Annotated in this window: 25 protein-coding genes; 23 read left to right on the top strand and 2 right to left on the bottom strand. The window is 31.6% G+C overall.

Going from position 1 to position 25,709, the window contains the following annotated elements:
* Positions 1–102: 102 nt before the first annotated feature.
* Positions 103–531 carry a DoxX family protein gene (locus QEJ31_RS06930; RefSeq protein ID WP_280593057.1) on the bottom strand — a complete coding sequence of 143 codons (429 nt, stop codon included), beginning with the start codon at positions 529–531 and terminating at the stop codon, positions 103–105.
* A gap of 699 nt (positions 532–1,230) precedes the next feature.
* The gene (locus QEJ31_RS06925) at positions 1,231–2,337 is read right to left on the bottom strand and encodes a M14 family zinc carboxypeptidase (RefSeq protein ID WP_280593056.1); all 1,107 of its coding nucleotides are present in this window, start codon (positions 2,335–2,337) and stop codon (positions 1,231–1,233) included.
* 198 nt (positions 2,338–2,535) lie between these two features.
* On the opposite strand from QEJ31_RS06925, the gene QEJ31_RS06920 reads away from it, so the two are divergent.
* The 23 genes from QEJ31_RS06920 to QEJ31_RS06810 all read left to right on the top strand — a co-directional run bounded on the left by QEJ31_RS06920 (position 2,536) and on the right by QEJ31_RS06810 (position 25,706).
* Positions 2,536–2,772 carry a NifU family protein gene (locus QEJ31_RS06920; RefSeq protein WP_280593055.1) on the top strand — a complete coding sequence of 79 codons (237 nt, stop codon included), beginning with the start codon at positions 2,536–2,538 and terminating at the stop codon, positions 2,770–2,772.
* 17 nt (positions 2,773–2,789) lie between these two features.
* On the top strand, positions 2,790–4,325 hold the full coding sequence (locus QEJ31_RS06915) for a hypothetical protein (RefSeq protein ID WP_280593054.1): 1,536 nt from the start codon (positions 2,790–2,792) through the stop codon (positions 4,323–4,325).
* A gap of 130 nt (positions 4,326–4,455) precedes the next feature.
* Positions 4,456–4,881, top strand: a complete 426-nt coding sequence (ndk, locus tag QEJ31_RS06910) for a nucleoside-diphosphate kinase (RefSeq protein WP_280593053.1) — start codon at positions 4,456–4,458, stop codon at positions 4,879–4,881.
* A 147-nt stretch (positions 4,882–5,028) separates the two neighbouring features.
* On the top strand, positions 5,029–7,476 hold the full coding sequence (locus tag QEJ31_RS06905) for a Tex family protein (RefSeq protein WP_280593052.1): 2,448 nt from the start codon (positions 5,029–5,031) through the stop codon (positions 7,474–7,476).
* 1 nt (position 7,477) lies between these two features.
* Positions 7,478–8,269 carry a hydroxyacylglutathione hydrolase gene (gene gloB, locus QEJ31_RS06900; RefSeq protein ID WP_280593051.1) on the top strand — a complete coding sequence of 264 codons (792 nt, stop codon included), beginning with the start codon at positions 7,478–7,480 and terminating at the stop codon, positions 8,267–8,269.
* Positions 8,270–8,285: 16 nt separating this feature from the next.
* On the top strand, positions 8,286–8,693 hold the full coding sequence (locus QEJ31_RS06895) for a cupin domain-containing protein (RefSeq protein ID WP_280593050.1): 408 nt from the start codon (positions 8,286–8,288) through the stop codon (positions 8,691–8,693).
* Entirely contained in the window at positions 8,693–9,352 is a 660-nt protein-coding gene (locus QEJ31_RS06890) for an HAD family hydrolase (RefSeq protein WP_280593049.1), read from the top strand. The genes QEJ31_RS06895 and QEJ31_RS06890 overlap by 1 nt, the downstream gene beginning before the upstream one ends.
* A 148-nt stretch (positions 9,353–9,500) precedes the next feature.
* Positions 9,501–9,974 carry a hypothetical protein gene (locus tag QEJ31_RS06885; protein ID WP_280593048.1) on the top strand — a complete coding sequence of 158 codons (474 nt, stop codon included), beginning with the start codon at positions 9,501–9,503 and terminating at the stop codon, positions 9,972–9,974.
* Positions 9,975–9,999: 25 nt separating this feature from the next.
* On the top strand, positions 10,000–10,890 hold the full coding sequence (gene cyoE, locus QEJ31_RS06880; RefSeq protein ID WP_280593047.1) for a heme o synthase: 891 nt from the start codon (positions 10,000–10,002) through the stop codon (positions 10,888–10,890).
* A 315-nt stretch (positions 10,891–11,205) separates the two neighbouring features.
* Complete coding sequence (locus tag QEJ31_RS06875; protein ID WP_280593046.1) at positions 11,206–11,856, top strand: cytochrome c3 family protein; 651 nt, start codon at positions 11,206–11,208, stop codon at positions 11,854–11,856.
* A gap of 65 nt (positions 11,857–11,921) precedes the next feature.
* On the top strand, positions 11,922–15,041 hold the full coding sequence (locus QEJ31_RS06870; protein WP_280593045.1) for a TAT-variant-translocated molybdopterin oxidoreductase: 3,120 nt from the start codon (positions 11,922–11,924) through the stop codon (positions 15,039–15,041).
* A gap of 35 nt (positions 15,042–15,076) precedes the next feature.
* Positions 15,077–15,622, top strand: a complete 546-nt coding sequence (locus QEJ31_RS06865; protein ID WP_280593044.1) for a DUF3341 domain-containing protein — start codon at positions 15,077–15,079, stop codon at positions 15,620–15,622.
* A 4-nt stretch (positions 15,623–15,626) separates the two neighbouring features.
* A complete protein-coding gene (locus tag QEJ31_RS06860) occupies positions 15,627–16,292 on the top strand; it encodes a c-type cytochrome (protein ID WP_280593043.1) in 666 nt (221 codons plus the stop codon).
* Positions 16,289–17,503 carry a hypothetical protein gene (locus tag QEJ31_RS06855; protein WP_280593042.1) on the top strand — a complete coding sequence of 405 codons (1,215 nt, stop codon included), beginning with the start codon at positions 16,289–16,291 and terminating at the stop codon, positions 17,501–17,503. The genes QEJ31_RS06860 and QEJ31_RS06855 overlap by 4 nt, the downstream gene beginning before the upstream one ends.
* Before the next feature lie 12 nt (positions 17,504–17,515).
* Positions 17,516–17,857, top strand: coding sequence for a hypothetical protein (locus QEJ31_RS06850; protein ID WP_280593041.1), 342 nt, complete (start codon positions 17,516–17,518; stop codon positions 17,855–17,857).
* A 106-nt stretch (positions 17,858–17,963) separates the two neighbouring features.
* A complete protein-coding gene (locus QEJ31_RS06845) occupies positions 17,964–18,740 on the top strand; it encodes an SCO family protein (RefSeq protein WP_280593040.1) in 777 nt (258 codons plus the stop codon).
* 12 nt (positions 18,741–18,752) lie between these two features.
* Positions 18,753–19,742: a cytochrome c oxidase subunit II gene (gene coxB, locus QEJ31_RS06840; RefSeq protein WP_280593039.1), complete on the top strand. Its 990-nt coding sequence runs from the start codon at positions 18,753–18,755 to the stop codon at positions 19,740–19,742.
* 81 nt (positions 19,743–19,823) lie between these two features.
* Positions 19,824–21,476, top strand: coding sequence for a cbb3-type cytochrome c oxidase subunit I (locus QEJ31_RS06835; RefSeq protein ID WP_348524553.1), 1,653 nt, complete (start codon positions 19,824–19,826; stop codon positions 21,474–21,476).
* 3 nt (positions 21,477–21,479) lie between these two features.
* Positions 21,480–22,139 (top strand): cytochrome c oxidase subunit 3 family protein, encoded by a 660-nt coding sequence (locus QEJ31_RS06830; RefSeq protein ID WP_280593037.1) that lies wholly within the window; start codon positions 21,480–21,482, stop codon positions 22,137–22,139.
* Between the two features lie 17 nt (positions 22,140–22,156).
* Positions 22,157–22,606: a hypothetical protein gene (locus tag QEJ31_RS06825; RefSeq protein ID WP_280593036.1), complete on the top strand. Its 450-nt coding sequence runs from the start codon at positions 22,157–22,159 to the stop codon at positions 22,604–22,606.
* Between the two features lie 122 nt (positions 22,607–22,728).
* Positions 22,729–23,916: a P-loop NTPase gene (locus QEJ31_RS06820; RefSeq protein ID WP_280593035.1), complete on the top strand. Its 1,188-nt coding sequence runs from the start codon at positions 22,729–22,731 to the stop codon at positions 23,914–23,916.
* 3 nt (positions 23,917–23,919) lie between these two features.
* Positions 23,920–24,684 carry a helix-turn-helix transcriptional regulator gene (locus QEJ31_RS06815; protein ID WP_280593034.1) on the top strand — a complete coding sequence of 255 codons (765 nt, stop codon included), beginning with the start codon at positions 23,920–23,922 and terminating at the stop codon, positions 24,682–24,684.
* A 35-nt stretch (positions 24,685–24,719) separates the two neighbouring features.
* Positions 24,720–25,706, top strand: coding sequence for an RluA family pseudouridine synthase (locus QEJ31_RS06810; protein WP_280593033.1), 987 nt, complete (start codon positions 24,720–24,722; stop codon positions 25,704–25,706).
* Positions 25,707–25,709 lie beyond the last annotated feature (3 nt).

Genomic DNA, 25,709 nt, shown 5'->3' with positions numbered 1-25,709 from the left:
TTTTAAGCCTAAAACAAATGAGAATATACAAACCAAATAATTTTGGTTAAAAATTGTTTACCTAAAGCATTAAAAATAGCAAACTATTAATTTGAGTTTCAATTATTTCTTAGAAAAAAACAATTTATCTAGAGATAATTTTCCAGGACCAGCAACTAAAAATAGAAGGGAAAGTAAAAAATAAATAGCGGCTAATTCATAAGAAGGCCCCCCTTTTTTACCAATGAGTTCTAATCCAAAGATAAATTTACTGCTGTAGATCGCTACAGCCATAGTGCATGCAATACCAATAGAGCTCAAGCGACTAAAAAGACCTAATATTATTGCTATTCCTCCTCCAAACTCAGAAATAGCAGCAAGCGCTTGCAAAACTCCAGGAACAGAAGAATCTTCCCCCATCCATGAAAACGGCGATAAAATTTTTCCATATCCATGCATAATAAATGCATAACCAAAAAACAAACGAATTAACAGGAGCATAAAATCCATTTTTGCTCCATATGTTGAAACTGAAAATAATTTTTGTAACATTTTTCCCTCAAAAAATTAAATTAAGAAAGATCTTTATAAATATAAAATTGTTCTAGTATGTCAAGGATGAAATGTTTCAAGTATCTAAAACAACTCTTACAAAACAAATTTTCTAGTAAATATTATGCCATCCTATATTGCAAAGCTTAAATTTTTAGCATACTTCTATTTATTGTATCATATTATCATTTTAAAATTATGATAAAACAAAAATGTTTTCTTAAATCTTATTTTGTATATATTTTAAATGATAAGCTTACCATTATAGTTCATAACTTTAATATTAAAATGTTGATAATTTAAAAATTTTATTATAATAGTAATGTTTGATTTTGATATGTTGTTTAATTGTAATTAAAAAAATTTAATTAATTATTGATGTGGTAAAAATAAATCGTAAGATAATATATAATTGGATTTAGATTATGATAGATCATAAATTGAATATTAAAATTGAAAATATTAAATACTATTTGATTTTAATTTTTACATATATTGTGCTGAATAACACGCCAGTGTTCAATTTTTCTTTATTTTCTATAATTTTAATTATTTATTTCTTTGCAAAAAATTTAGCATTACTAAAAGAATTTTTTTTAGAAATTTTAGAAGCAGTTATTTATATTCCTTCAATTGTTTTAAAAATACATAGGATCATTATTGAAAAGATTTTAAATTAATATAGAATTGGAAATCTATTCATTCGTTTGTTACATGCCCAGTAACAATGTCGGCAAATTGGTATTTTTTGAATTCAAATTTTATTGCTTTAAATAACCCAGGAGAAAATTCTTTCCAAAATTTTTTTACAAACTTAGGATTACTACTGCTCATTTCTAAGGTGATAGTTGGTATTATTCTTTCATTACCTGCATAATTTCCTAGACTTCCTGGATAAATTCCAATATCTTTTATTTTATAATTTCCAGCACTTCTAGATAAAATTTCTGCTAAATTTCTGGCTTTTTTTTGTTGCTCTGTTAATTTATTAATACTTAGCAATTTAGGTATTTCGTAATCTAAATCCAAAAAAGCTAATGGAGCATGAATAGAAATAACTTTATCTGGATTATATTTTTCAATTAAATCAGCTTGAAATTTTGTGCCTTGTTCTGAATTAGCAAAAAATCCTGGGAATTTTCTTTTATCTTTTTCTTTTGAGTTTTTCCAAACCTGATAGGCATATTTTTTCCATGCTGCAGTAGGAAAATTTCTATTTAAATCTACCCCATTAGCATTTGTTCTTTTTGGTGGGTTTGCAAAAAAACCATCTGGATTTACTAAAGGAGCTACAATTACATGTGCATTGCTATATAATTGCGGATTTTCTAGTAATGTCTCAGCAAATTGAAAAGCTAAATGAATAGGAGTGAGTTCATCAGGATGTACTCCTCCAAGAACTAGAGTGACATTTTTTTTGAAATCTTCATCGCTTGTAACATTAATAAATTCCCAATAAACCAAAGGTTGCCCATTTTCGCTGACATAATCAAATTTCCAGGGAATATGAATGCATGGACTTTTCCCCCAATTTAGTTTTTTGTATGTTAAATCTACTTTATTACACAATTCGTTAATTTGGCGTTGAGTTCTTGCTTTATGAACATCACCTAATACATGAAAAATAGTTAAAGGGATTCCATTGATTTGAGCGAGAGAAATTGGAAGAGTTAATTGCGTCTCAAATGTAGAGCTGTTTGAAGTTTCTGTAAATTCTATAGAAAAACTTATTTGGGTTAGAAATAAATTAATTAATAATATCAGTATGTTAATCTTGAATCTGCTCAGGATTTGAGCATTTACCATGAGTTTTCCTTTAGTTGGGTTTGAATTGAAAAAATAATACCTCAACTTTATCATATATTGCAGCATGTTAACATAATCTTTGCAAGGCTTCCGTCATGAACTAAACTATGCTACAATTATTAAGGGTATTTGATATATGACTAGAAATACTACTTTTTTTTACCATTTAAATTCGTATTTAATCTTAGGGTCTAAATAATGCAAAATGTTGAGCAATACAATGCAATTAAGCTTTTTATAGATGAAAAAATTTCTCCTGGTGTGATGGCGCATGGGGGGGAAGTAAACGTCTTAAGTCTTGAAAATAATATTTTGACCTTAGAATTATCTGGATCTTGTGGTAGTTGCTCCGTCCAAGCTTATACTTCAGAATCAATTTCAAATTATTTACTAGAAGAGTTTCCTGAACTTGAAGACGTAATTGTAACTGATTAAGAATAATTGCAAAATAAATGAATGCTTTTCTTGAAATCATTGAGAAACTTATTGAATCTGTCTCAGGTCAATCATGGCTAGAACAGAGTAACTTCCCGTTTAAACATTTACAAAGTCCTATTGGGAAAGTTTTTGATGTTTGTTTGTTTGAAACATCAGCTCAAGGCGCACTTGGTTTTGTTTGGGTCGAGTTTTTTAATGTTACAGATTTATTTGTCTTTCCATTTCGTTTGGCTAGATACAGTGAAGATGGAGATCTTATTACTATCTCACCATGGAGTATTCGAGATGCATCAAGTGATAGTCATTTTTATGAATCCTGGAGAATAGCTCAAAAACAAAGAAATCCACTTCCTACTGCAATGAAGGGCACCTTTTATCATAAAAAATGTGGCGGTGAAGCCAGTTTAATTGCTATCGGAATTTGGAGTGATACTAAAAATACTTGTGTAAGGCTTGATTTCCAAGTTGCTTATAAAATTTTTAGAACTATTGAAAAAGAGCATCCGCAATCAATTGAAGTTGAGCTTCTTACTTATCTAAGTAGTCAAAATATTTTTTCAAACTTTGCTAGACTTATTAGCGTATATGAGTTTTCTTCAAAAAATATTAAAAAATCTCATACAGCTATTGGTATTAAGTATATTCAAAATAATGGTACGTTATTCCCACATTTTGTTTCCTTATTGCATAAGGCACGATTTCCAAAAAAATTAAATGAATCTTCTTCAGAAGAGGCATGGTTTAATATACTAGAAATAATAGAATCTCTGGGTAGAATCATGGGAGATTTTCATAAAGCAATGACTTTAGCGCCGAGAGGTTCAGATTTATCTCCAGATCAAACTTCAGCTGAAAATAAGTTGAAATGGATCAGTGTTATCTCTGAAAAAATTCAAGAAAGATTAAAAAAAGTATTAGAATTAAAAGATAATTTTCAAATTTATTCAGGTGTTTTTTATTTACTTCCAGGGTTTGTAGATAAAATGCTGGAAAAAATTAAGGCTGCAGATGATCTAGGGTTACGAATAAGAAATCATGGAAATATTCACTTAGGACAATTTTTAATTGGAAAAGATGGGATAGTGCTTTTAGATTACGAATCTGACAATTTTGATGATCCAAGTTATCGTAGATTTAAACAACCTTGTTTAAAAGATATTGCATCTTTGGTGGTTAGCCTAAGATTTGCTTGGTACTTTACGGAAAGAAAATATTACTCTTCTCTAACAGATGGTAATGATAATTTAGAAGTTAAAGTAATTCCTATTCAATCAAAAAAAATTTCTGAGACAATTCAGCCGGAAAAATATAAACCATCGTTAACTGAAATTGAGTCTTTATTTTTTAAGTTTTATAATCATAGTTTAGAGGAAAATATAGGTTCATCGCATTTAAGACCTAGAAATATAGAAACAACTAAGTCATTATTTAATTTTTGTTTTTTAATGCGAATTTTAAAAGAAATTATTCGTGATTCTAATGATGGAAATCCAAGACCCAGAATTTGGTTCCATATATTGCAAGATTTTATCATGAAAGAGTCAACTTAAAGTTCTGCTTCTTCCATAAGAGTAAAATTTTTTTAAAATTTTTCTATTGACAATGAACCCTATTATTAAATAACTTCCGAGAGCGTTTTCGCTTTAAAAGATATAACCTCCTAAAATAAGGGAATAAAAAATGGAAAGAACATTTTCAATAGTCAAACCAGATGGCGTAAAAAGAAATTTAATTGGTAAAATATTGGCTAAAATGGAAAGTGCAGACTTAAAAATTGTTGCTACTAAAATGATACATATGTCTAGACGTGAAGCTGAACAATTTTATTCAGTTCATTCAGCTCGCCCCTTTTTCGGCGAATTGTGTGAGTATATGACTTCAGGTCCAGTTGTGGTTTCTGTATTAGAAGGTAAAAATGCCGTTGTAGCATATAGAGAACTAATGGGAGCAACTGATCCTGCAAAAGCTGCTAAAGGAACAATTCGTTCAGAATTTGGTGTAAGTATTGGTGAAAATACTGTACATGGATCTGATTCTCTAGAAAATGCAAATATTGAAATTTCTTACTTCTTTTCTGGAACTGAGCTTGTAAATATTGCTAAGTAATTAAAATATTTAAGTAAATTGTTGATTAAAAAACCGCATAAGCGGTTTTTTTTGTTAAAAAAAAGTGTATAGTATGCCCTGCGCGTTATACTTTCCTTTTGGGAAGTCCCTTTGTTCTCCTGACTTTAATTATTGCGAGTAACTATTATGGCTAAAAAAGAAATGAACATCTCTCAAGAAATGATCACTGATATTTCTAATGATTTAAATATTCCTAAAAATCAGGTGGAAAATACTCTCAATCTTATCCTTGATGATTGTACCATTCCATTTATTGCGCGTTACCGTAAAGAAGTAACTGGAGGCTTAGATGAAGTACAAATTAGAAATATTATGGATAAGTATGAATATATTTATTCTCTAAATGAAAGAAAAGAAGCAATAATTCGTTCAATTACAGAACAAAATAAAATGACTCCTGTTTTGCAAGCTAAAATTATAGCATGCAAAATTAAAACTGAATTAGAGGATTTATATTTACCATTCAAACCAAAGAAAAGAACAAGAGGCCAAATAGCTGCAGAGCGTGGATTGGCTCCTTTAGCTATGCAAATTTTGGAACAAGATTCCAGTTTAGTTGATTTAACGCCTGCTTTTACTGATTACATTGGCAAACATGATGACTTGAAAAATTTAGAAACTGTTATTCAAGGTGTAAAAGATTATATTGCCGAGAATATTTCTGAAATTGCTGAAATTAGAAAAGAAATTCGTTTATGGATGTTTGAAAATGCTAAATTTAAATCAGAAGTTCGTGATGAATTCAAAGAGAAGAAAACAAAATATAATAATTACTATGAATTTAATGAACCTGTAAAAACTATAGCACCACATCGATTAATGGCGCTAAGAAGAGGTGAAAAAGAAGAAATATTAAAAGTTACTTTAGACTATGACGAGCAAATTCCTCTTTCCATTATTTCCAGTTATGTAATAAAAAATACTGCTAGTGATGTCGTAAAAGTATTCTTAACAGAGTGTGTTAATGAAAGTTATAATAGGCTAATTTCTACAAGTATAGAAACAGAATTGAGATTAGAAACAAAAACTGTTGCTGAAGAAGAAGCAATTAGCGTTTTTGGTAAGAACTTAAGAAATTTATTATTGTTACCTCCTATACCTAAAAGAGTAGTAATGGGTGTTGATCCTGGTTTGAGAACAGGAAGTAAATTAGTAATTGTTGATCAGACAGGAAAATTGCTAGATTTTGCTACTATTTATCCACATCATGACGAGGATATGTCTTATCATAAAAATAAGTCAGCATCTGAAATTATTTTAAATTTCATAAATAAACTTAATGTTGAATTAATTTCTATCGGTAATGGAACAGCAGGACGTGAAACTGAAGAATTTTTTGAAAAAGTTCTTGCTGCGTGTTCTTTAGGTCGTAAACCAAGAATCGTAATAGTTAATGAAGCTGGTGCAAGTGTATATTCTGCAAGTGATCTTGCTAGAGAAGAATTTCCAGATTTAGATATTACTTACAGAGGTGCAATAAGTATTGCGCGTAGACTTCAAGATCCGCTTGCTGAACTTGTAAAAATTGACCCGAAAAGTATTGGTGTTGGACAATATCAACACGATGTAAATCAAAGTCGATTAAAGAAACAACTTGGCGAGATTGTAGAAAGTTGTGTGAACTACGTAGGTGTTAACTTAAACACAGCAAGTCCAAGTTTACTTTCATACGTAGCAGGAATTGGACCAAGTTTGGCAAAGGGTATCGTTCGTCATAGAGAATCTTTTGGAGAATTCAAAGACAGAAGAAATTTATTTGATGTAATGGGTTTTGGGGCAAAAATATTTGAACAATCAGCAGGATTTTTAAGAATACCTGAAAGTGTAAATCCTTTAGATAACACTTCTGTTCACCCAGAATCATACGGGATTGTTGAGAAAATTGCTACTGATTTAACTATATCAATCACTGAACTTATTGGTCATAAAGAAAATGTTCATAAAGTTAAATTAGAAAATTATGTTACTGAAGAAGTAGGTTTGCCAACACTTCAAGATATTGTAAAAGAACTCTTGAAACCTGGTAGAGACCCTCGTGAAGACGGCTCAAAACAAACTTATAATAGAGAAGTTCGTGATTTTAATCATTTAAAAGAAGGACAAGTTATTACTGGTACAGTGACAAATGTAACTAATTTTGGTGCTTTTGTTGATATAGGTGTTCATCAAGATGGACTTATTCATATTTCAGAATTATCAAATCAGTTCATTAAAGATCTTTCCCAAGCAATAAGCGTTGGCCAACAAGTAAAAGTAAAAGTTATTGGACTTGATAAAGAAAGAAAAAGAATATCCCTTTCAAAAAAGGCCTGTGAAGAAGTAACTAATACTTCACAAAATACGCAACCTACTCAAGGAGCAATGAGTCGTTCTGGAGCCGTGAGTGCTCAAGCAAATAAGTTTAGAAGAAATAATACAGAATCATCACAAACTAGAAATAATTCTAGTGATTCTTCTAATCATTATGCAAAAAAATCATCAGGAAGAAGCAACAAAAATAGCGATGGAAAGGAACAGGATAAACAAGCAAGCCTGTCTGATCTATTGAATAAATTTAATTCTAATAGAGTATAATATGAAAATTGAAATGTTACCTGTTTTTGAAGATAATTTTATTTTTATTTTAATTGATGAAATAAAGAAAGAAGCTGCAGTAGTAGATCCAGCTGAAGCAAATTCTGTTATTTCATATTTAAAGAAAAATAATTTAACTTTAACAAAAATCTTTAATACACATCATCACTTTGATCATGTAGGTGGAAATAAGGAACTTAAACAATTATTTCCTAATGTTGAAATTTATGGGAGTGTTCAAGATAAAAATCGGATACCATTTCAAACTCATTTTTTAAATCATAATGATAAAATATATTTTGCAGATGAAAGTGCTGAAGTATTTTTTGTCCCAGGGCACACTCTCGGCCATATTTGTTACTTTTTTTCTTTAAAAAACGGTGAACATCATTTATTTATTGGTGATACTATCTTTGGTGGGGGCTGTGGTAAATTATTTGAGGGAAGTCTTGAACAAATGTTTAATTCATTACTTTTTCTTCGTAATAATCTACCAGACAATACTTTGATTTGGACAGCTCATGAATATACTTTAGAAAATTATTTAATTCTTGAAAAATTGGAACCACAAAATATAGAAATTAAAGAGAAGCTTCAAAAAGTAATTCATACTTTAAAAAGCGGCTTACATACAGTTCCATTTTTACTTTCAGAAGAAAAAAAAGTTAGTAGTTTTTTACGTTGGGATGATTTAAAGTTACAAAATATTACGAGCACTAGTAATTCATTTGATACTTTTTGTTTTGTCAGGAAGTTTAGAGATAATCCACCAAAAATAGTAAAACCTTTTTAATTATTGGAGTTTTTACATGTATCAATTTATTTTACCGAATGGAGTTACTCTTTATAAGTGGCCTCATAAAGTAGATCCGACTGAACAAACGATGAAAACTGAATTAGAAAAACTCGGATTTAAAGCTTATGATTTACAGACTTGTGATCCATGGTTTGAAAGAAGTAGGCACGGACATGACTATGAAGAAATTAGAGCCGCTGTTTCAGGTTGTATTACTTTTCATTTTGATGGTCTTCCAATTACTATAGAAGCTGGAGATATTTTAGTTATACCTCCTAGCATTCCTCATCATGTTATAATTCATAATTCTAAACCTTTTACTGCTTTTAAAGGAAGTCGATCTGGAGAAAGAAAGGTAACTGAATTTGGAGATGCTAAGGGTAGTGTTGAAGATATTTTGGCAAAAAAAGGAAATAATTAATGCAATTCTTTTTTTTTGATTTAGATGGAACCTTAGAAGACTCATCAGAAGATATGATAAACTCTGTCCATGGGGTTAGAAATTTTTTAAATCTTCCAAAAAAATTATCGAGTGATGTAAGACTTTTTGTGAATAAAGGTATGACTGAACTCTATCTTAATTGCTTTGATGATTACATTGAAAATCGAGACATAAATTCATCTCAATTTAATCAAGTAAAAGAGTTATATGAAAAATATTATTTTGAAAATATTTGTATTAATACTCGTTTGTATGATGGAATTACTGATGTTTTAAAATATTTATCGTTAAATAAAGAAAATAAAATATTTATTATCACAAATAAACCAGAAAAACATTCAAGAGAATTAATTAGAAAACTTGGTGTTGATAAGTTTTTTACTGATCTCATGGGCGGAGATAGTTGTTCTGAAATGAAACCAAGCTCCTTGCCTTTAAAAGTTATTGCAGAAAAATATCATTTTAATTTTAAATCTGACAAAGCTTTCATGATTGGTGACAGTGAGGGTGATATAAAATGTGGCAAAAATTTTGGTGCTACAACAATCTGGTGTGGTTGGGGTTATAATCAAACTTCTGGGAAAGAAATTCCGCACTTGACCGCTCAACAACCCAAAGACCTTTTATCGTTCATTTAAATTAATAAAACTAAAAAATAAATATTACACTGCTTGAAACTGGATATTGTTCATTGAATAAGCTAAATCGATTGAAGATGAGAAAATTTTCAATTTAATTCTCATTTTGAAGTAATTGCTTTATTAACATTATTTAGGATGATTTAGAATGCAAAATGAAGAAGTAGGTAGCTTTAGACGCAAGGGAGATTTAGGCATTCCCTTTGTTTTTGCTTTATTTGCGCTTTCAACAATCATTGGCTGGATTGTTTTTCAAAACTACGAACATTCTGTAAAAGAAATTACCCATTCTTTAACAAAAATACAAAATGAATCTACGCAACTTTCTTTAGAAGGATGCGCGGATAAAACTATGGAATGGTTCAATAAATGCGATGCCATGACACAATTATGTGATTCAACTGTACCTAGAATGATAAAAGTTTGTTTAGCAAATTCAGATAAGTCATTAGGTTGTAAAAAATATGGTGATGAAATCTACGGATATAATTTTGGTGCAAAGCAATGTACATCATATATGCATGGTAGTAAGATGAAAAGACATAAAAAAGCCTGTGGAGATGTATGGCAAGTAATTGCTGAATATTGTAAATCAGCTGCGAAACAAACAGCAGTTAAATAATTGTTTATTGGAAATATGAAAAAAAATGTTAAATAAAAACACGATTTATCGCCATTATATTGAATTAGCAAAACCTCGAATTGCTTTCTTTTGTATATTAATGACAGCAGGAGGTATTGTCCTTGCGCCTGGAAATATTTTAATAAAAAATTTTATTTTTGCCTTACTAGGAACCGCGCTATCTGTGGCATCTGCAAATACTTTTAATATGATTTATGAAAGAAATACAGATAAATTAATGCGTCGAACCAAATTTCGTCCATTACCAATGGGGAAAATAAGTGTAACGCAAGCTTTCATATTTGCAATGATTCTTTGTTGCACTAGTATTTTTTTGTTAATTTATTACGTTAATTTACTTACTGGGATATTATCTTTACTAGCAATTTTAGCTTATAGCTTAATATATACTCCTTTAAAATATAAAACTCCACTCGCTCTTGTTATTGGTGCTTTTCCAGGAGCCATTCCTCCGCTGCTTGGTTGGACTGCAGTAGCAGATAAAGTTGATGCTGCAGGGTTGGCATTGTTCGGAGTTTTATTTGCTTGGCAGATGCCACATTTTATTGCAATCGCTATCTATCATAAAGAAGATTATGCAAAAGCTGGTATAAAAGTTGTATCTTTGATCAGAGGTGAAAAAATTGCCAAAATCCAAGCTTTTGTTTGGTCTGTGGTTTTAGTTCTGTTTACTTTATCTTTATACTTGTTAGAAGTTGGCGGAAAATTTTATTTAGCAACTGCAATTATTTTAGGAATATGGTTTATAAGACTAAGTATTCTTGGTTTAAAAAAAGAAATGTTGGCAAATTGGCCAAGAAAATTTTTTCTAGCATCTCTTGTTTACTTACCGCTTTTAGTCATTGGATTGGTTGCTGATCGTTTTTTTGAAATTTTTGTTATAAAATATTTTTAGATAAAAAACTTTTTAATGAGAATTATTCTCATTTGTCTTTCGCCACTCTTTTGGATATGAGCTTGACAAGCGATCAAGTGATCGAGAAAATTTTAATTTGCTGAGAGATTATGAGTTTGAAAAATGTTTTTGATGATCTTGGATTAAGGGTCTTGCTCGTCAAGTCATGATCCGTTAGAACACTCCCGCAACATAACATTGCACTGAGTTTGATTTCATGGTTGGAAGCATCAGGATTGTTTGTTGTTACGTTAAAGATGCGTGTGTTAGTATTTTTTATTTATTTTTCAGCTTTTGCTTAATTTAGGTGGTGCCGTGGAACCGATATTTCCAAAATGGACGAACCGAATTCCTTTATTCCTAGGCGTTGGAATTCCAGTGCTATTAGTGTCAATAATTGTTGGAATTTGGTACTATTTTTCGCCAAAATTCTTGGCGGTAGGTTATGAACCCGAACAACCGATAGCTTTCAGTCACCAGTTACATGCTGGACAAATGGGGATAGACTGTCGATACTGTCATAGTGGAGTTGAAAAAACTTCATTCGCTCCATTACCTCCAACAGAAACCTGTATGGGTTGTCATAATAAAGTTAAAAAAGATAGTCCTAGATTAAAGGTTTTACACGAAAGTTATAAAAATAAAACACCTATTCCATGGGTGCACGTCTATTCACTTCCTAGATATTCACATTTCGATCACAGTGCGCATTTAACTGCTGGAGTTGGTTGTGTAACCTGCCACAGTCGAGTCGACAAAATGGAAGTTATAAGTTTAGCAAGTCCTTTAAGCATGGGTTGGTGTTTAGAATGTCACAGAAATCCTGTTCCAAATATCAGGCCACAAAATCAATTGACTAATATGCTATATGATCCACATGCTTTTAATTATCTTCCAAGTAATGATCCTGATTATAAAGATAAGTTAATTCAACCACCGCAAGCATGTGGTGCTTGCCACTATTAAAAATGAAAGCAGTTAAGGGTTACCTTGATTGTAAAGTAACAAATTTTGATTGGAAAGTTTGCACCATGACACAGTTCAATTCCAATGATGAACAAAAGAAACAAACACATTGGCGCAGCGTAGATGACTTAGAAAACTCGCCAGAGTTTTTAAGCAAATTGAAACGTGAGTTTCCTCACGGAGCAAGTGAATTAGAAATGCGGCCAGGAGTCCACAGAAGAAAATTTTTGGGAATGATAGGCGCTTCAATGGCTCTTGCAGGAGTTGTTACTTCTGGTTGCATTCGAAGACCAAAAGGACATATTTATCCAGAAAATAATAGAGCTGAAGATTCCTTACCGGGAGTTCCAAAACAATTTGCAACATCTGTACAAGTTGCAGGTGGCGTTTTGGGGATGCTTGTAACAAGCACAGATGGAAGACCAACAAAAATTGATGGCAATTCAAACCATCCAATGAGCAATCCTATTCCTTCAAGTAAAATTGGATCTTCAAACGGGTTTGTGCAAGCTGAAATTTTAAACATGTACGATCCTGATAGAGGCCAAAACTGTTTATTCCAAAATAAAAAAATTGCAAAAAAAGATATTTATTCTGCATTGAAAAGTTGTCTAGAAAATTCTATTAAATCAGATGGCAGTGATTTGGCTTTAATATATTCATCAAATTCTTCTTTATCATTTGGGAATTTAATTGAGGAATTTAAACAAAAATATCCAAAAGCGATTGTTGTAGAAAATGATTTGAAATATTCTTCCAATCAAAAAATTGCTTTATCACAAATTACAAATAGTTATTCTGTTGACCTAGTTTACGATCTATTAAATGCAAATACTATTTTATCAGTTGATTCTGATTTTATGGGAATTGAAGGTGATTCCGTTAAAAATGCGAGAGAATTCGCTGAAAAAAGAAGAGTTGTAGACAAAGGTTCTACTATGAATCGCTTGTATGCAATAGAATCAAATATAAGTACTACTGGTTCAATTGCTGATCACCATTATTCTTTAAGAAGCGGAAAAATGGGTGATTTTCTTTTAGGAATTGCCGCTGAATTAAATCGTTTAGGAATAGCTTTTCCTTCAGAAGTTTCTGATGCAATACGTAACAAAAGAGTATTTTCTGAATCTTTGCAAAAATGGATCAGAGTTTGTGCAAAAGATTTATATAATAACAGGGGATCTAGTTTAATTATTGCAGGTGATAGACAACCAGTTTGGGTTCATATTTTAACCCATGCTATTAATGTTTCTTTAAGTAATGTTGGAAAAACTGTAACACTTATTTCTGATTCTACTAAACCTAAAGGTCTTGATAGCAATCAAACATTAATTCAATCACTACAAAAAGATAGTATTAAAAATTTAGTAATTATTGGCGGAAATCCTGTTTATACAGCTCCTATTGATTATGATTTTGCTAATCTTTTTAGGAAAGTAAAAAACAGTTTTTATCTAGGATTTACTTTTGATGAAACAGCTGAAACTTGTTCTTATTATATTCCAAAAACACATTTTCTTGAAACGTGGGGAGACACTCGTTCTGCAAATGGCGTATTTGCAATAACACAACCCTTAATAGCTCCGCTTTTTGATGATGCTGTTGATGAATATTCTTTAGTGTATTTTTTAAATAAATTAAATGAGTTAGATTCTAATTATAAATATATTAAGAATTATTGGCAGACAAAGTTAGGTAATTCTAGTTCTTTTGAGAATATTTGGAGAGAATCTTTAAGCAAAGGAGTTTTGTTAGATTTTAATAAAGAAACAAAACTATCTCCAAATTATAGTTATTCAACATTTGCATCTTCATATGCAAAAGCAGTGAAACTTTCAGAACCAAACAAAGATGCGTTAGAAATTGATTTTGCTTTAGATAAAACTTTATATGATGGTACTTATTCAAATAATGCTTGGATGCAAGAATTACCAGATCCTATATCGAAGTTAGTTTGGGATAATGCTTTGTATATCAGTCCCAAAACAGCAGCAGCACTAGGTTTAAAGGGCAAACCAAAACCAGGAACTTCTGATGTTGATGTTGTTAAAGTAACATATCAAAATAAATCTATTGAAGTTGCTGTCTGGGAGCTACCAGGCGTGGCTGATTTTTCCTGTGTTTTACATTTAGGGCATGGTAGAAAGTTTGGAAAAGTTGCTTCTGGCTGTGGTTTTAACGCAAACTTAATTAGAACCTCTGAATCTTGGTTTGGCGCTGATGTTAAAATTCAAAAAACAGGTAAGAAATATTCTTTAGTTTCAACTCAAGAGCACTCATCTATGAGTGGAACTCCAGGTGTCAAAGAAGATAGGCCTCCTGTAGTTAGGGAAGCAACACTTGATTATTTTAAAGCAAAACCTGAATTTGTTGCTGAACATGAACTTTTGCCAGTTGAAAAACACAAAAGTAATTTATTTAAATTTCCAGAAGACCCAGCACAGAAGAAATGGGCAAGACAACAATGGGGAATGGCGATTGATTTAAATACTTGTATTGGTTGCAATGCCTGTACAGTTGCTTGTCAAGCTGAAAATAATATCTCCGTTGTTGGTAAAGAAGAAGTATTTAAAAATCGTGAAATGAACTGGATTAGAGTTGACCGTTACTTTACTGGTAGTGTTGATGATCCTGAAATAAGAACAGTCTTTCAACCAGTTAATTGTCAGCATTGCGAAAATGCGCCTTGTGAGGCAGTTTGTCCTGTCGCTGCAACAGTTCATAGCCCCGATGGCTTGAACGATATGGCTTATAATAGATGTGTTGGTACGCGCTACTGTGCAAATAACTGTCCATATAAAGTTCGTCGTTATAACTTTTTTAATTATAGCAAAGCAGATGATGAAAGAAATCCTCTTTATGCAATGCAAAAAAACCCTAACGTAACAGTCCGATTCCGTGGTGTTATGGAAAAATGTTCTTATTGTGTCCAAAAGATAAATAAAGCACGCTCTAAATTTAAAAAGTCATCAGATGGAATTATTCCAGATGGAGCAGTTGTTACGGCATGTCAAAATGTATGTCCAACAAATGCAATTACTTTTGGTGATGTGGCAGATCCTCTAACCATGGTTTCAAAATTAAAAGCACAAAGCAGAAACTATGCTGTACTTGGTGAACTTAACACAAAACCAAGAACTACTTATTTAGCGAAACTTCGCAACGCTAATACAGAATTGGGTTAAGGGGTTATGAACAGCGTTGTGTTGGTGGAGGAATTATGTCTACATTAAGTAAAAAACAAATTTATGGAATATTAGCTCAATTTGAATCTGCTTCTGAAGTATATCAAGCTTGTGAAAAAGTGAGAGATAGGGGCTTTTTAAAGTGGGATGCATACTCACCCTTCCCTGTCCATGGTCTAGATAAGGCTATGGGTCTACCACAGAGTAAGCTTTCTTGGATTGTTGGAGCAACTTCAACGATTTGTGGAATTGGTGGTTTTCTTACTTGGGTGTGGATGAACGGCGTTGATTATAAATATGTTATAGCCGGAAAACCTTTTCTAGGTTTTGCTGGTTACTTTTTACCTGGCTTTGAATGTGCAGTTTTGTCTGCTGCTATTGCATGTTTGATTGGTATGTTAGCTCTAAATAAATTGCCTCAATGGTACCATTCTTTATTTCGTTCAGAGAATTTTAAAAGAGTAACAGATGATAAATTTTTTATTGCAATTGAGGCCTCCGATCCAAAATTTGATCCAGAAAAAACCATGGATTTTTTAAAGGAATTGGGTGCATCAAATGTAGAATTTGTGGAGCAGTAACATTATGATAAATTTTAATAACTTAAAAAATATATTGTTACCAGTTACAAGTTCTATTTTAATTACAATAATTGCAACTGGATGTAGAGGACAAAAATCCGAGAAAGAACCTATTCTTCCTATTCAAAATATGGTGGAACAAACTTCTTACGGTCCTCAATCAAAAAACGATTTTTACAAAGATAAAATGGCAATGCGCCCGCCTTTGGCTGGGACAGTTGCTCAAGGAGAAGAGAAAACGAATAAACCACTTTATTTTGGACAAGAACAATCTTCTACTGAACAAAATCCTATGTGGGTTAAAAATATTCCTATTAAACTTGATATGAAGACTTTGAAAAAAGGTCAGTCACTTTTCAACATCTATTGTACACCTTGTCATGGAGCTGCTGGTAATTCTGACGGATTAGTAACTCAGAGAGCTGGTGGGTCAATTCGCCCAACAAACATTCATGATCAAGATAAAATCAATTTACCAATAGGTAAAATTTATGATGCTGTTAGAAATGGAGTTAATAACTGGAATATGCCGGGATTTGCTGCACAAATGAATGTGGAAGATCGGTGGGCTGTTGTAGCATATGTAAGAGCATTACAGCTTTCTAAAACTGCAAAAATTGAAAATATTCCAGAAGATATTCAAGTTAAAAATGGTTGGAGCAAAAAATGAGTAGCCATCATCATAATGTAACAGTTTCAAAAGAGAGCGCTTCTCTGCCTCAGAATCATATCTTTGCTAAGTTACCTCTTTCTGGAACTGCTGTCGGTTTAATTTCATTATTAATTGCATGCATGTTGGGTAGAGGAGATATAGAATATTTTTTCTTTTCTTTTCATGTTTCGTGGTTGTTTTTTTTAAGTATTGCAATTGGTGCAGTATTTTTTGTTCTTATTCAATTTGCAACTAAGGCTGGATGGAGTGTAGTTGTTCGTCGTATTGCTGAAAATATATCAGTTACAATGCCTCTATTCTTTGTCTTTTTAATAGTTATGGTTTTAGGAACAAATACTCTATACCATCACTGGCATGGGCATGAAGCACTACAAGATAAAGTAATACAGTCTAAAGCTTGGTATCTTAACGTACCATTTTTTTATATAAGAGCTGTCTTTTACATGGTTATGTTTACTTGGGCAGCGCATTTTTTTGCAAAATATTCTGCCAAACAAGATGAAACAGGAAATCATGCAATTACTTATAAATTACAAAATGCAAGTTATCCTTTTTTAATTGTCTTAGGTTTTTGTGTTACTTTTGCTGCTTTTGATTGGATTATGTCTCTTGATCCACATTGGTATTCAACTATCTTTGGTCTCTATTTTTTTGCTAGTTGTTATATGGTATTTTTTGCAACTTTAATAATAGCAACAAGAATGTTACAAAATGTAAAAAATTTAAAAGATGTTATAACAGTTGAACATTATCATGATTTAGGAAAACTTATTTTTGGTCATACTTGTTTTTGGGCCTACGCTGCTTTTGTTCAATATCTTCTCATTTGGTATGGAAATATTCCTGAAGAAACTATTTGGTATAGCATCAGACAAAGTCACGGCTGGTTTTATATTTTAATGGCTTTATGTATAGGACATTTTTTCGTTCCATTTTTCTTTTTAATGGCAAGAAAAGCGAAACGTTCTAAAAAAATGTTGGTTGGTGTTTCGGTATGGATGCTAATTATGCATTTCTTAGATCTTTATTGGTTAATTATGCCTACAAAGTATGAAGAAGGTCCTCAATTTGGATTGATTGACATCTTTTGCTTTTTAGGAATTGGTGGTTTATTTGTAGCTTTTTTTGCAGCTATTACAAAAAGAAAAGCATTAGTTGCGGTTAAAGATCCAAGATTATCTGAATCTTTAACTTATGAAAATGTATAGGGTGGCATAATTATGTTAAAAAACTTAAAGCAAAACTATTTATTTTCTAATGATCACTCCAATAAAAGTGTGATTGAAGATGAACCCGATAAACCACCTGTTCTTACAACAGCAGTAATAGTTCTTATTTCTTTTGCCACTTTAGTTGTAGTTGCAATATTTTCTTATACTTTTTTATGGAAGATGACAGAATCAGAATTCGATAAAGTTAATAATGGTATGGGTAACGAAACAAAATTAAACTATGATAAAGCGCAAGAAAAAATTCTTTCATCATATGAAAAATTAGAAAATGGAAATTATCAAATTCCTATTGAAAAAGCTATGGAGTTAGTGATTAAAGAACAACACTAAATTTTAGTTGAGGTAAATTTTGAAACTACGTATAACACTTTTATTATTAGCTTTAATAGGAATCTTTCTTACAAGGAACAGCCTAGCTTTTGATGAAAGAATGCGTATGCCAAGTCAAAAGAGAGAATTAAAACCTAATTCTATGCCTGTGAATGAAGTTCCGAAGGTAATGCAAGGCGTTGCGATAAAAGAAAATCTTGGCAAACCTATAGATTTACAAATATCTTTTACCGATCAAAATAATAAAGTTACAACTATTTCTGAAATGTTGGCAGATGGTAAACCGGTTCTATTAACTCTAAATTATTATAGATGTTCAACCTTATGCTCAATACAACTAATAAATTTTGCAAAAAGTTTAAAAGAATTAGGTTGGAGAATTGGGAAAGATTTTAAAGTTGTTACTATAAGTTTTGATCCTACAGATAAACCTGAAGATGCTCTTAAAAAACAACAAGAGTATTTAAATCTTGCTGGTCAACAAAATGGAAATTGGAATTTTTACGTTGGTAGTCAAGAAAATATAAAAGCATTAACAGAACAAATTGGTTTTTATTATAATTATGATCCTGTAAGTAAAGAATTTGCGCATGCAGCGGCTATATTTTTTATTACACCAGGTGCTAAAATATCTAGTTATTTATATGGTATTTCTTATAAATCAAGGGATATTAAATTTTCATTAATGGATGCTTCACTTGATAAAATTGGATCGCCTACTGATCAAATTTTGTTAACTTGTTTTCATTATAACCCAACAACTGGTAAATATGATGCATTTGCTATGGGTATGATGCGTATTGCTGCATTAATAACAGTCTTTTTCTTATTTATCATTTTAGGAATCTTTTTTTGGCGTGAAAAACGCAAGAAGGCAATTTAGGGAGTACATAACGTGTCAACAACACCAGGGCCAGAAACAACTACTTGGCAAGGATCATTCTGGTTACCAGAAAATGTTTCACCAATGACTGGTGGTCAGGATGATTTATTTTATTTTATCTATGCACTTTCCATCTTCTTTTTTATTGTGGTTGTGGGCTTCATGGTATATTTCGCATGGAAATACCGGAAGAAAAAAGAAGGTGAAAAAACTTTAGATATTCATGGAAACACCAAATTAGAAATTATTTGGAGTGTTATACCCGGAGTTTTGTTTTTAATTATATTCGTATGGGGTTTTCGTGATTGGGTTAAATTAAATGTTCCACCACAAGATTCACTAGAAGTAAGAGTAACAGGAAGAAAATGGGATTGGTCTTTTATGGATGTTAAGACTGGAGCAGAAACATCTGATCTTATCGTACCAATAAATAAACCAGTTAAATTAACAATGTCTTCAGCAGATGTTATACATGGTTTTTATGTCCCTCAATTTCGTATTAATAGAGATGTATTACCTAATCAATATACAGTTTTATGGTTTAAAGCAGAACAAATTGGAAGCTACCCTATTTTATGTACGCAGTACTGTGGGACAAAACATTCTCAAATGGTCCGTTATGTAAGAGTACTCCCTGAAGCTGAATATGAAAAAGCAATGATTGCAGCACAAGGTGCTGGTTTAACACCTGCCCAACTTGGTAAAAAAATATTTGAAGGAAAAGGAGCTTGTGCTTCTTGTCATGATGTTTCTAAAGCAAAAGTAAGATCAGTTGGTCCGCCATTGTATGGTCTGTATGGAAAAACTCAACATGAAATTATTTTGTCAAATGGCAAAAAAGAAACTGTTACTTTTGATGATAATTATATACGTGAATCAATTGTAAATCCAAATTATCGTGTTGTGCCTGGTTATCCTTCTGTGATGCCATCTTATCAAGGTCAATTAAATGATAAAGATCTAAATGCCATAGCTGAATATATTAAATCATTAAAAGACTAAGAAATTAAAAGATTATTTGGATATTTAGGAGTTCGTTCTATGCAAAATCGAGAGTCACTCAAACCGGTATTATTTTCGGATATGCTGTCTTCTCATCATGATCCTGGTTTGAATTATTTAAATGCAAAAAAAGGATTTTTGTCTTGGCTTTTCACAGTTGATCATAAAAGAATTGGAGTAATGTATTTTATTTCAATCTCAATTTTCTTTTTAGTTGCAGGTTTATTTGCATTATTACTGCGTACAGAACTTATGCAAGTACGTATTCCAAATGCAACTGCAAATTCTTATATGATTACAGCAGATCACTACAATGAAGCGTTTACTTTTCATGGCGCTATTATGGTGTTTCTCGTTATTATTCCTTCTGTACCAGCAACACTAGGTAACTTTTTATTACCACTTATGATTGGTGCTAAAGACGTTGCTTTCCCTAAATTGAATTTAATTAGCTACCACTTATATATAGTTGGAGCTTTATTTTTAGTTTATACAATTGCGTTCGGTGGATTAGACACAGGCTGGACCTTCTATACACCTTATAGTACACAGACTTCTACATCTGTAATTGCTGCAGTATTTGGTGCATTTATTTTAGGTATGGCCTCTATTTTAACCGGTGTTAATTTTATTGTTACAGTTCATAAAATGCGAGCCCCCGGTATGACGTGGGTAAGAATGCCATTATTTGTTTGGGCGATTTATGCAACAAGCGTTATTCAAGTTTTAGCAACTCCTGTCGTTGGTGTTACTTTAATATTGGTTGCAATAGAAAGATTATTAGGAATTGGTATTTTTGACTCAAATTTAGGTGGAGATCCAATTCTTTTTCAAAACTTTTTCTGGTTTTATTCACACCCTGCTGTGTACATTATGATTCTACCGGCTTTCGGAATTATGAGTGAACTTATTACAATTCATTCTAGAAAAAGTATTTTTGGTTATAAAGCTGTTGCTATTTCAAGTATTGGTATTGCTGTCATTGGTTTCTTTGTTTGGGGACACCATATGTTTACTAGCGGCCAATCAGCTTTAGCAACAGTGTTTTTCTCTATCTTAACTTATGGTGTTGCCGTACCAACTGCTATTAAAGTTTTTAGTTGGGTAGCTACTTTATATAAAGGCTCAATCTCTTTTACTACTCCAATGTGTTATGCATTTGTATTTTTGTTCCTGTTTTTAATAGGTGGATTAACTGGAATTTTCTTAGGTTCACTTTCCACTGATGTACATTTGCACAATACTTATTTTGTGGTTGCTCACTTTCACTATGTTATGATGGGTGGAACAATAATCGCATGGATTGGTGGTGTTTATCACTGGTGGCCTAAAATTACTGGTAAAAAATTCAGCCAAACTTGGGGAAATATTAGTGCGGTTGTAGTTTTCATTGGATTTAATCTAACATTTTTCCCGCAATTTATTATGGGAACTCGTGGTATGCCTCGGCGTTATTACGATTATTTGCCTGAATATTATACTTTTCATGTATTATCAACAATAGGTTCTTATGTTTTATCCATAGGTTTATTTATTGTTCTGTTTAACTGGATTCATTCAATCTTTTATGGTGAAAATGAAACTAAAACAAATCCTTGGAAAGGAAAATCTATGGAATGGACTGAAACTGCAGTTGTTCCAATAGAGCATAACTTTGAACACCAACCCATCTCAAAGAATGGTCCGTATGAATTTGATGAACTTGTGAAGCCAACTAAGGCAGGGGGACACTAATTTATGACTGACCATAATACAAATCATCCGAAATATCATGCCCATCATTTTAAAACGATGGATCAACAAACTGCAGCTGGTAAGTTGGGCATGTGGGTTTTTATGGCGCAAGAGCTTCTATTCTTTTCAGGATTATTTTGTGCTTTTGGTTTTGTTAGATACATGTATCCTGAAATGGTTGCAGAAGCGCAAACCTCAATGGATTGGAAATTAGGGACTATAAATAGTGTTATTCTTTTAGTAAGTTCTTTAACCATGAGTTTATGTGTAAGATCTGCACGTTCTAATAATAGAAGTGGTACTATTAAATTTTTAGTGGCCACTATGATTTGTGGATTGATGTTTTTAATTATTAAAATGACAGAATGGGGTATGCACTTTCATGAAGGCTATTACCCAGGTAAATATTTTCATCCAATTGCTGAAGCTGAAATACAAAATCCTCTAGCGCATATCTTTTTTGGCTTATACTACGTTATGACGGGTATGCACGGATTACATATTGTTGTAGGTTTAGGCTTAATGACTTGGATGCTTATTCGGGCTGCTAGAGGTGAATTTAATTCAGAGAACTATGTTTCTTTAGAAAATACGAGTTTATTTTGGCACCTTGTTGATATTGTCTGGATATTTTTATTTCCATTACTTTATCTTGCGAAGTAAGAAATTAGGAGTTGATAATGTTTAAAAACCAAAATCATTTTACTTCAAAAAGTAATTCAGAAAATAATTCAGGAAGTAATAACGGCGGACATGGATTGTTGCCAGTAAAACTATATTTGGCAATCTTTACCGTTCTATTTATAATGATCTTTGTTAACGTGGGGATATCTTTTCTTCCAATTCCAAGTATCTGGAAATTAGTTGTTATCTTATCAGTGGCCTTAATTCAGTCAGTACTTGTTGCAGTATTTTTTATGGAACTCATTCATGAAGATAAATTCTATTCATTTGTTTTTGGTTCTGCAGTTCTTTTTATGATTCTGTTCTTTGCTATTACTTTAACAGAATTGAGTGGAAGAGATTTTTTCCATAAGAATGAAGGTATAAAGATTATGCGAGAAGTAGATCAAAATGGAAACTTTGCTCCAGGTGGTCCAAAGTTAGAACAAAAACACGAGAAAAAATAATTCTTCCAAATCGTCTTATTTATTTGACTATGCAATTTCAGCCCTGCAAATTTTTTCGCCTCAAGTTTTCTTAAATATCCGATAATAAAATAAATTTTATATCTAAGCAGGGTAAAAGACATATGCTTAAGACGGTGACAAAAGGGATTTTTAAACCAAATAGCAAAGACTCTTCTGATTTCACGGAACGTATTATTAAAGCTTATTATAATACACAAAAAACGACGGATAATGAAAATTCAGAACAAATTCCTAACGAGCATTTTTCTAGTAAAAATAATAACGATAAAAAATATTTAAACATGAATGACGGCAGTGTTAATTTAAACTCTTCAATTTCATCTGACAAAGTAACAAAACAAGGACAAAAAAATTCTCCTACACCACAAATTATTTCGATTGGTGGTGGAAAAGGTGGAATTGGGAAAAGTTTTTTATCTGCAAATATTTGTGTCCGTTTAGCTGCTCTTGGCTACAAAGTTTCTGTTGTGGACTTAGATCTCGGAGCTGCAAATCTTCATACTTGCTTAGGAGTTCCTACTCCACAAAAAGGAATTTCAGATTTTATCCATGGGAATGTGTCTTCCTTAGAAGAAACTGGAATTTCTTGTTGCCTGCCCAATTTGACTTTATATGGTGGTGGACAAGAATTCTGGCAACAAATTAAACCACAAAGTTCCCAAAAAATAAAATTGATTTCAAAATTGCAAGAACTTGAAGCAGATTTTGTTTTTTTGGATTTAGGAGCAGGCACACATATCCATACATTAGATTTTTTTATATTTTCTCATGGTGGAATTTTAGTTGTTGCTCCTGAGCCTACTAGTATTGAAAATGCTTATGTTTTTATGAAGAGTGTGCTGTACCGTAAAATTCAAAGTATATGTAAAGCTTTTGAAATCGAAGAAGAAGTGGAATCAGAATTGTTAAGAAAAATTTCAAATCCTAAATCAACAGAAACCCCTTTCTCTCAAATTATAAATTTCGCTCAAAAAAATAAAGAAGTTGGAAAACAAATTAAAGATATGATTGAAGCTACAAATATTGGTATTATAATGAACCAGGTTAGAACAAAAGAAGATCGAGACCTTGGTGAATCGATGTCAGTTATTTGTAACAGATACTTTGGTTTTTCTGCTCAATTTTTGGGTTCAACAAGATATGATGATGCAGTATGGAAATCTGTGCGTGTAAGGAGACCTCTTATTATAGATTATCCTTTATCCACAATAGCTGTTAACATTAATCATATAACTGATAGAATTATTAAAATGTTTGCTGATAACCAAGGTAAAGAAAAAGCTGGTTAAATTATGGAAATACAATTTAAAAGAAAGAATCCATTTGAGGTCCTTGGATTGCCTGAAGGTGAAGTTTCCTTACTAAAAATTGAAGAAGCTTATAGAAATAAAAGAAAACAACTTGAAGAAGCTGAAAAAAATAGTCAAAATACTCAATTATTATATGATGAAGTAGAAAAAGCATTTCAAGAATTAGTCAACTATCTTGATGATGATAATTCTTTAGATCAAGAAGAAGTTGTTATATCAGCAACCTTATTCCCTAAAAAGACTCATCAAACATTAAGAAATAATAATCCTCCAGAAAGTAGCTCAAGTGAATTCGATGATGATTATACTCCTATTTATAATCAAATAATTGAAAAAAAATCTAATTTAGTTAATAAAACACATTCAATTAAACCAGTTGAAAGTATATTTAATGCAAAAATTCCAATTCAATCTAAAAACATAAAAGCAGAAGCTACTAAAAACCATTTATTATTAAACAGTATTCAAGAAATGTTAAGAAATAAAAATAATATTAATGGATTATTTTTAAAAAATATTAGAGAAAAAATGGATGTATCAATTGATGAAATGTCTTTAAAAATAAAAGTAAGCAAGAATTATTTAGAGGCAATAGAGACTGATCATTTTGAAAATTTACCAGCTGAAGTCTATGCAAAAGGCTTTTTTAGCTCTTACCTTAGTTATTTAGGAATAGAGAAAAAAGAGCTTGTTGAAGCTCTCATAGAAATATATAGAAATAAAAAAAGGTTGATGAAAAAGAAGTAATTTCTTAGTCAACCTAAAAAATAGGTTGGCGTATTATGCAAGAAAAATCTGTGGTTACCATTGAAGTACCTGATGAATTTGATAATCAGCGTTTAGATATTTTTATAACTCGTATGTTTGATATGATACCTAGCCGATCATTTGCAACAAAATTGATAGAGAATAAAAAAGTTAAAATTGACAATAAATTCTTTAAATCTTCTTATAAACTAAAGAAAAATCAAATTGCCGAAATAGATTTTTCTTTCCTCAATGAAATCAATAAAGAACCAGTTGGTGAAAGAATTCCCTTAAATATTTTATATGAGGATGAAGATTTAATAGTAATAAATAAAGAAGCTGGGATGGTTGTTCATCCTGGAGCAGGTGTTCAATCAGGAACGTTAGTTAACGCTATTTTGGCATACACAGGAATGACTTTACCTTCCTTAGGTGGTCCTGTAAGGGCGGGGATTGTGCATCGTCTTGATAGAGATACTAGTGGAGTTATGGTTGTAGCTAAATCACAATTGGCTTTAACTCACCTTTCGCAACAATTTGCTGAACATTCTCAAACAAGAATCTATCATGCTATAGTATATGGCAAATTGCCTAAAATAGAGGGTAATATTGAAACTTGGCATGGTAGAGATTTAAAAAATCGCTTAAAATATTCCGTTCAGGAAGAAGGTATTGGGAAAAAAGCTATTCTGAAGTATAAATTACTTAAAGAGTTTGGAAATGAAGAATTTTCTTTGGTTTCCTGCTCACTATATACAGGAAGAACTCATCAAATTAGAGTACAAATGGCATATTTAGGAAATGGAATAGTTGGAGATTCACTTTATTCTAAAATTCCTGATAAGTTAAAAAATAAAAAAGAACTTTTTGCTACGGTAACAAAAAGTTCTCCACGCCAAATGCTGCATGCTTTACATTTGGGATTTGTTCATCCGCGGCATGGAAATGAAATGAAATTTACAGCTCCTTATCCAGTAGATTTTCAAAATTTATATGATTTATTGCAAGTTAAATGCAATTAACAA

This window comes from Pigmentibacter sp. JX0631 (genome assembly GCF_029873255.1).
In the GTDB taxonomy this organism is placed as follows: Bacteria; Bdellovibrionota_B; Oligoflexia; order Silvanigrellales; family Silvanigrellaceae; genus Silvanigrella.
Note: the sequence above shows the minus strand (reverse complement) of the source record. Positions and strands in the feature narration are given on the sequence as shown.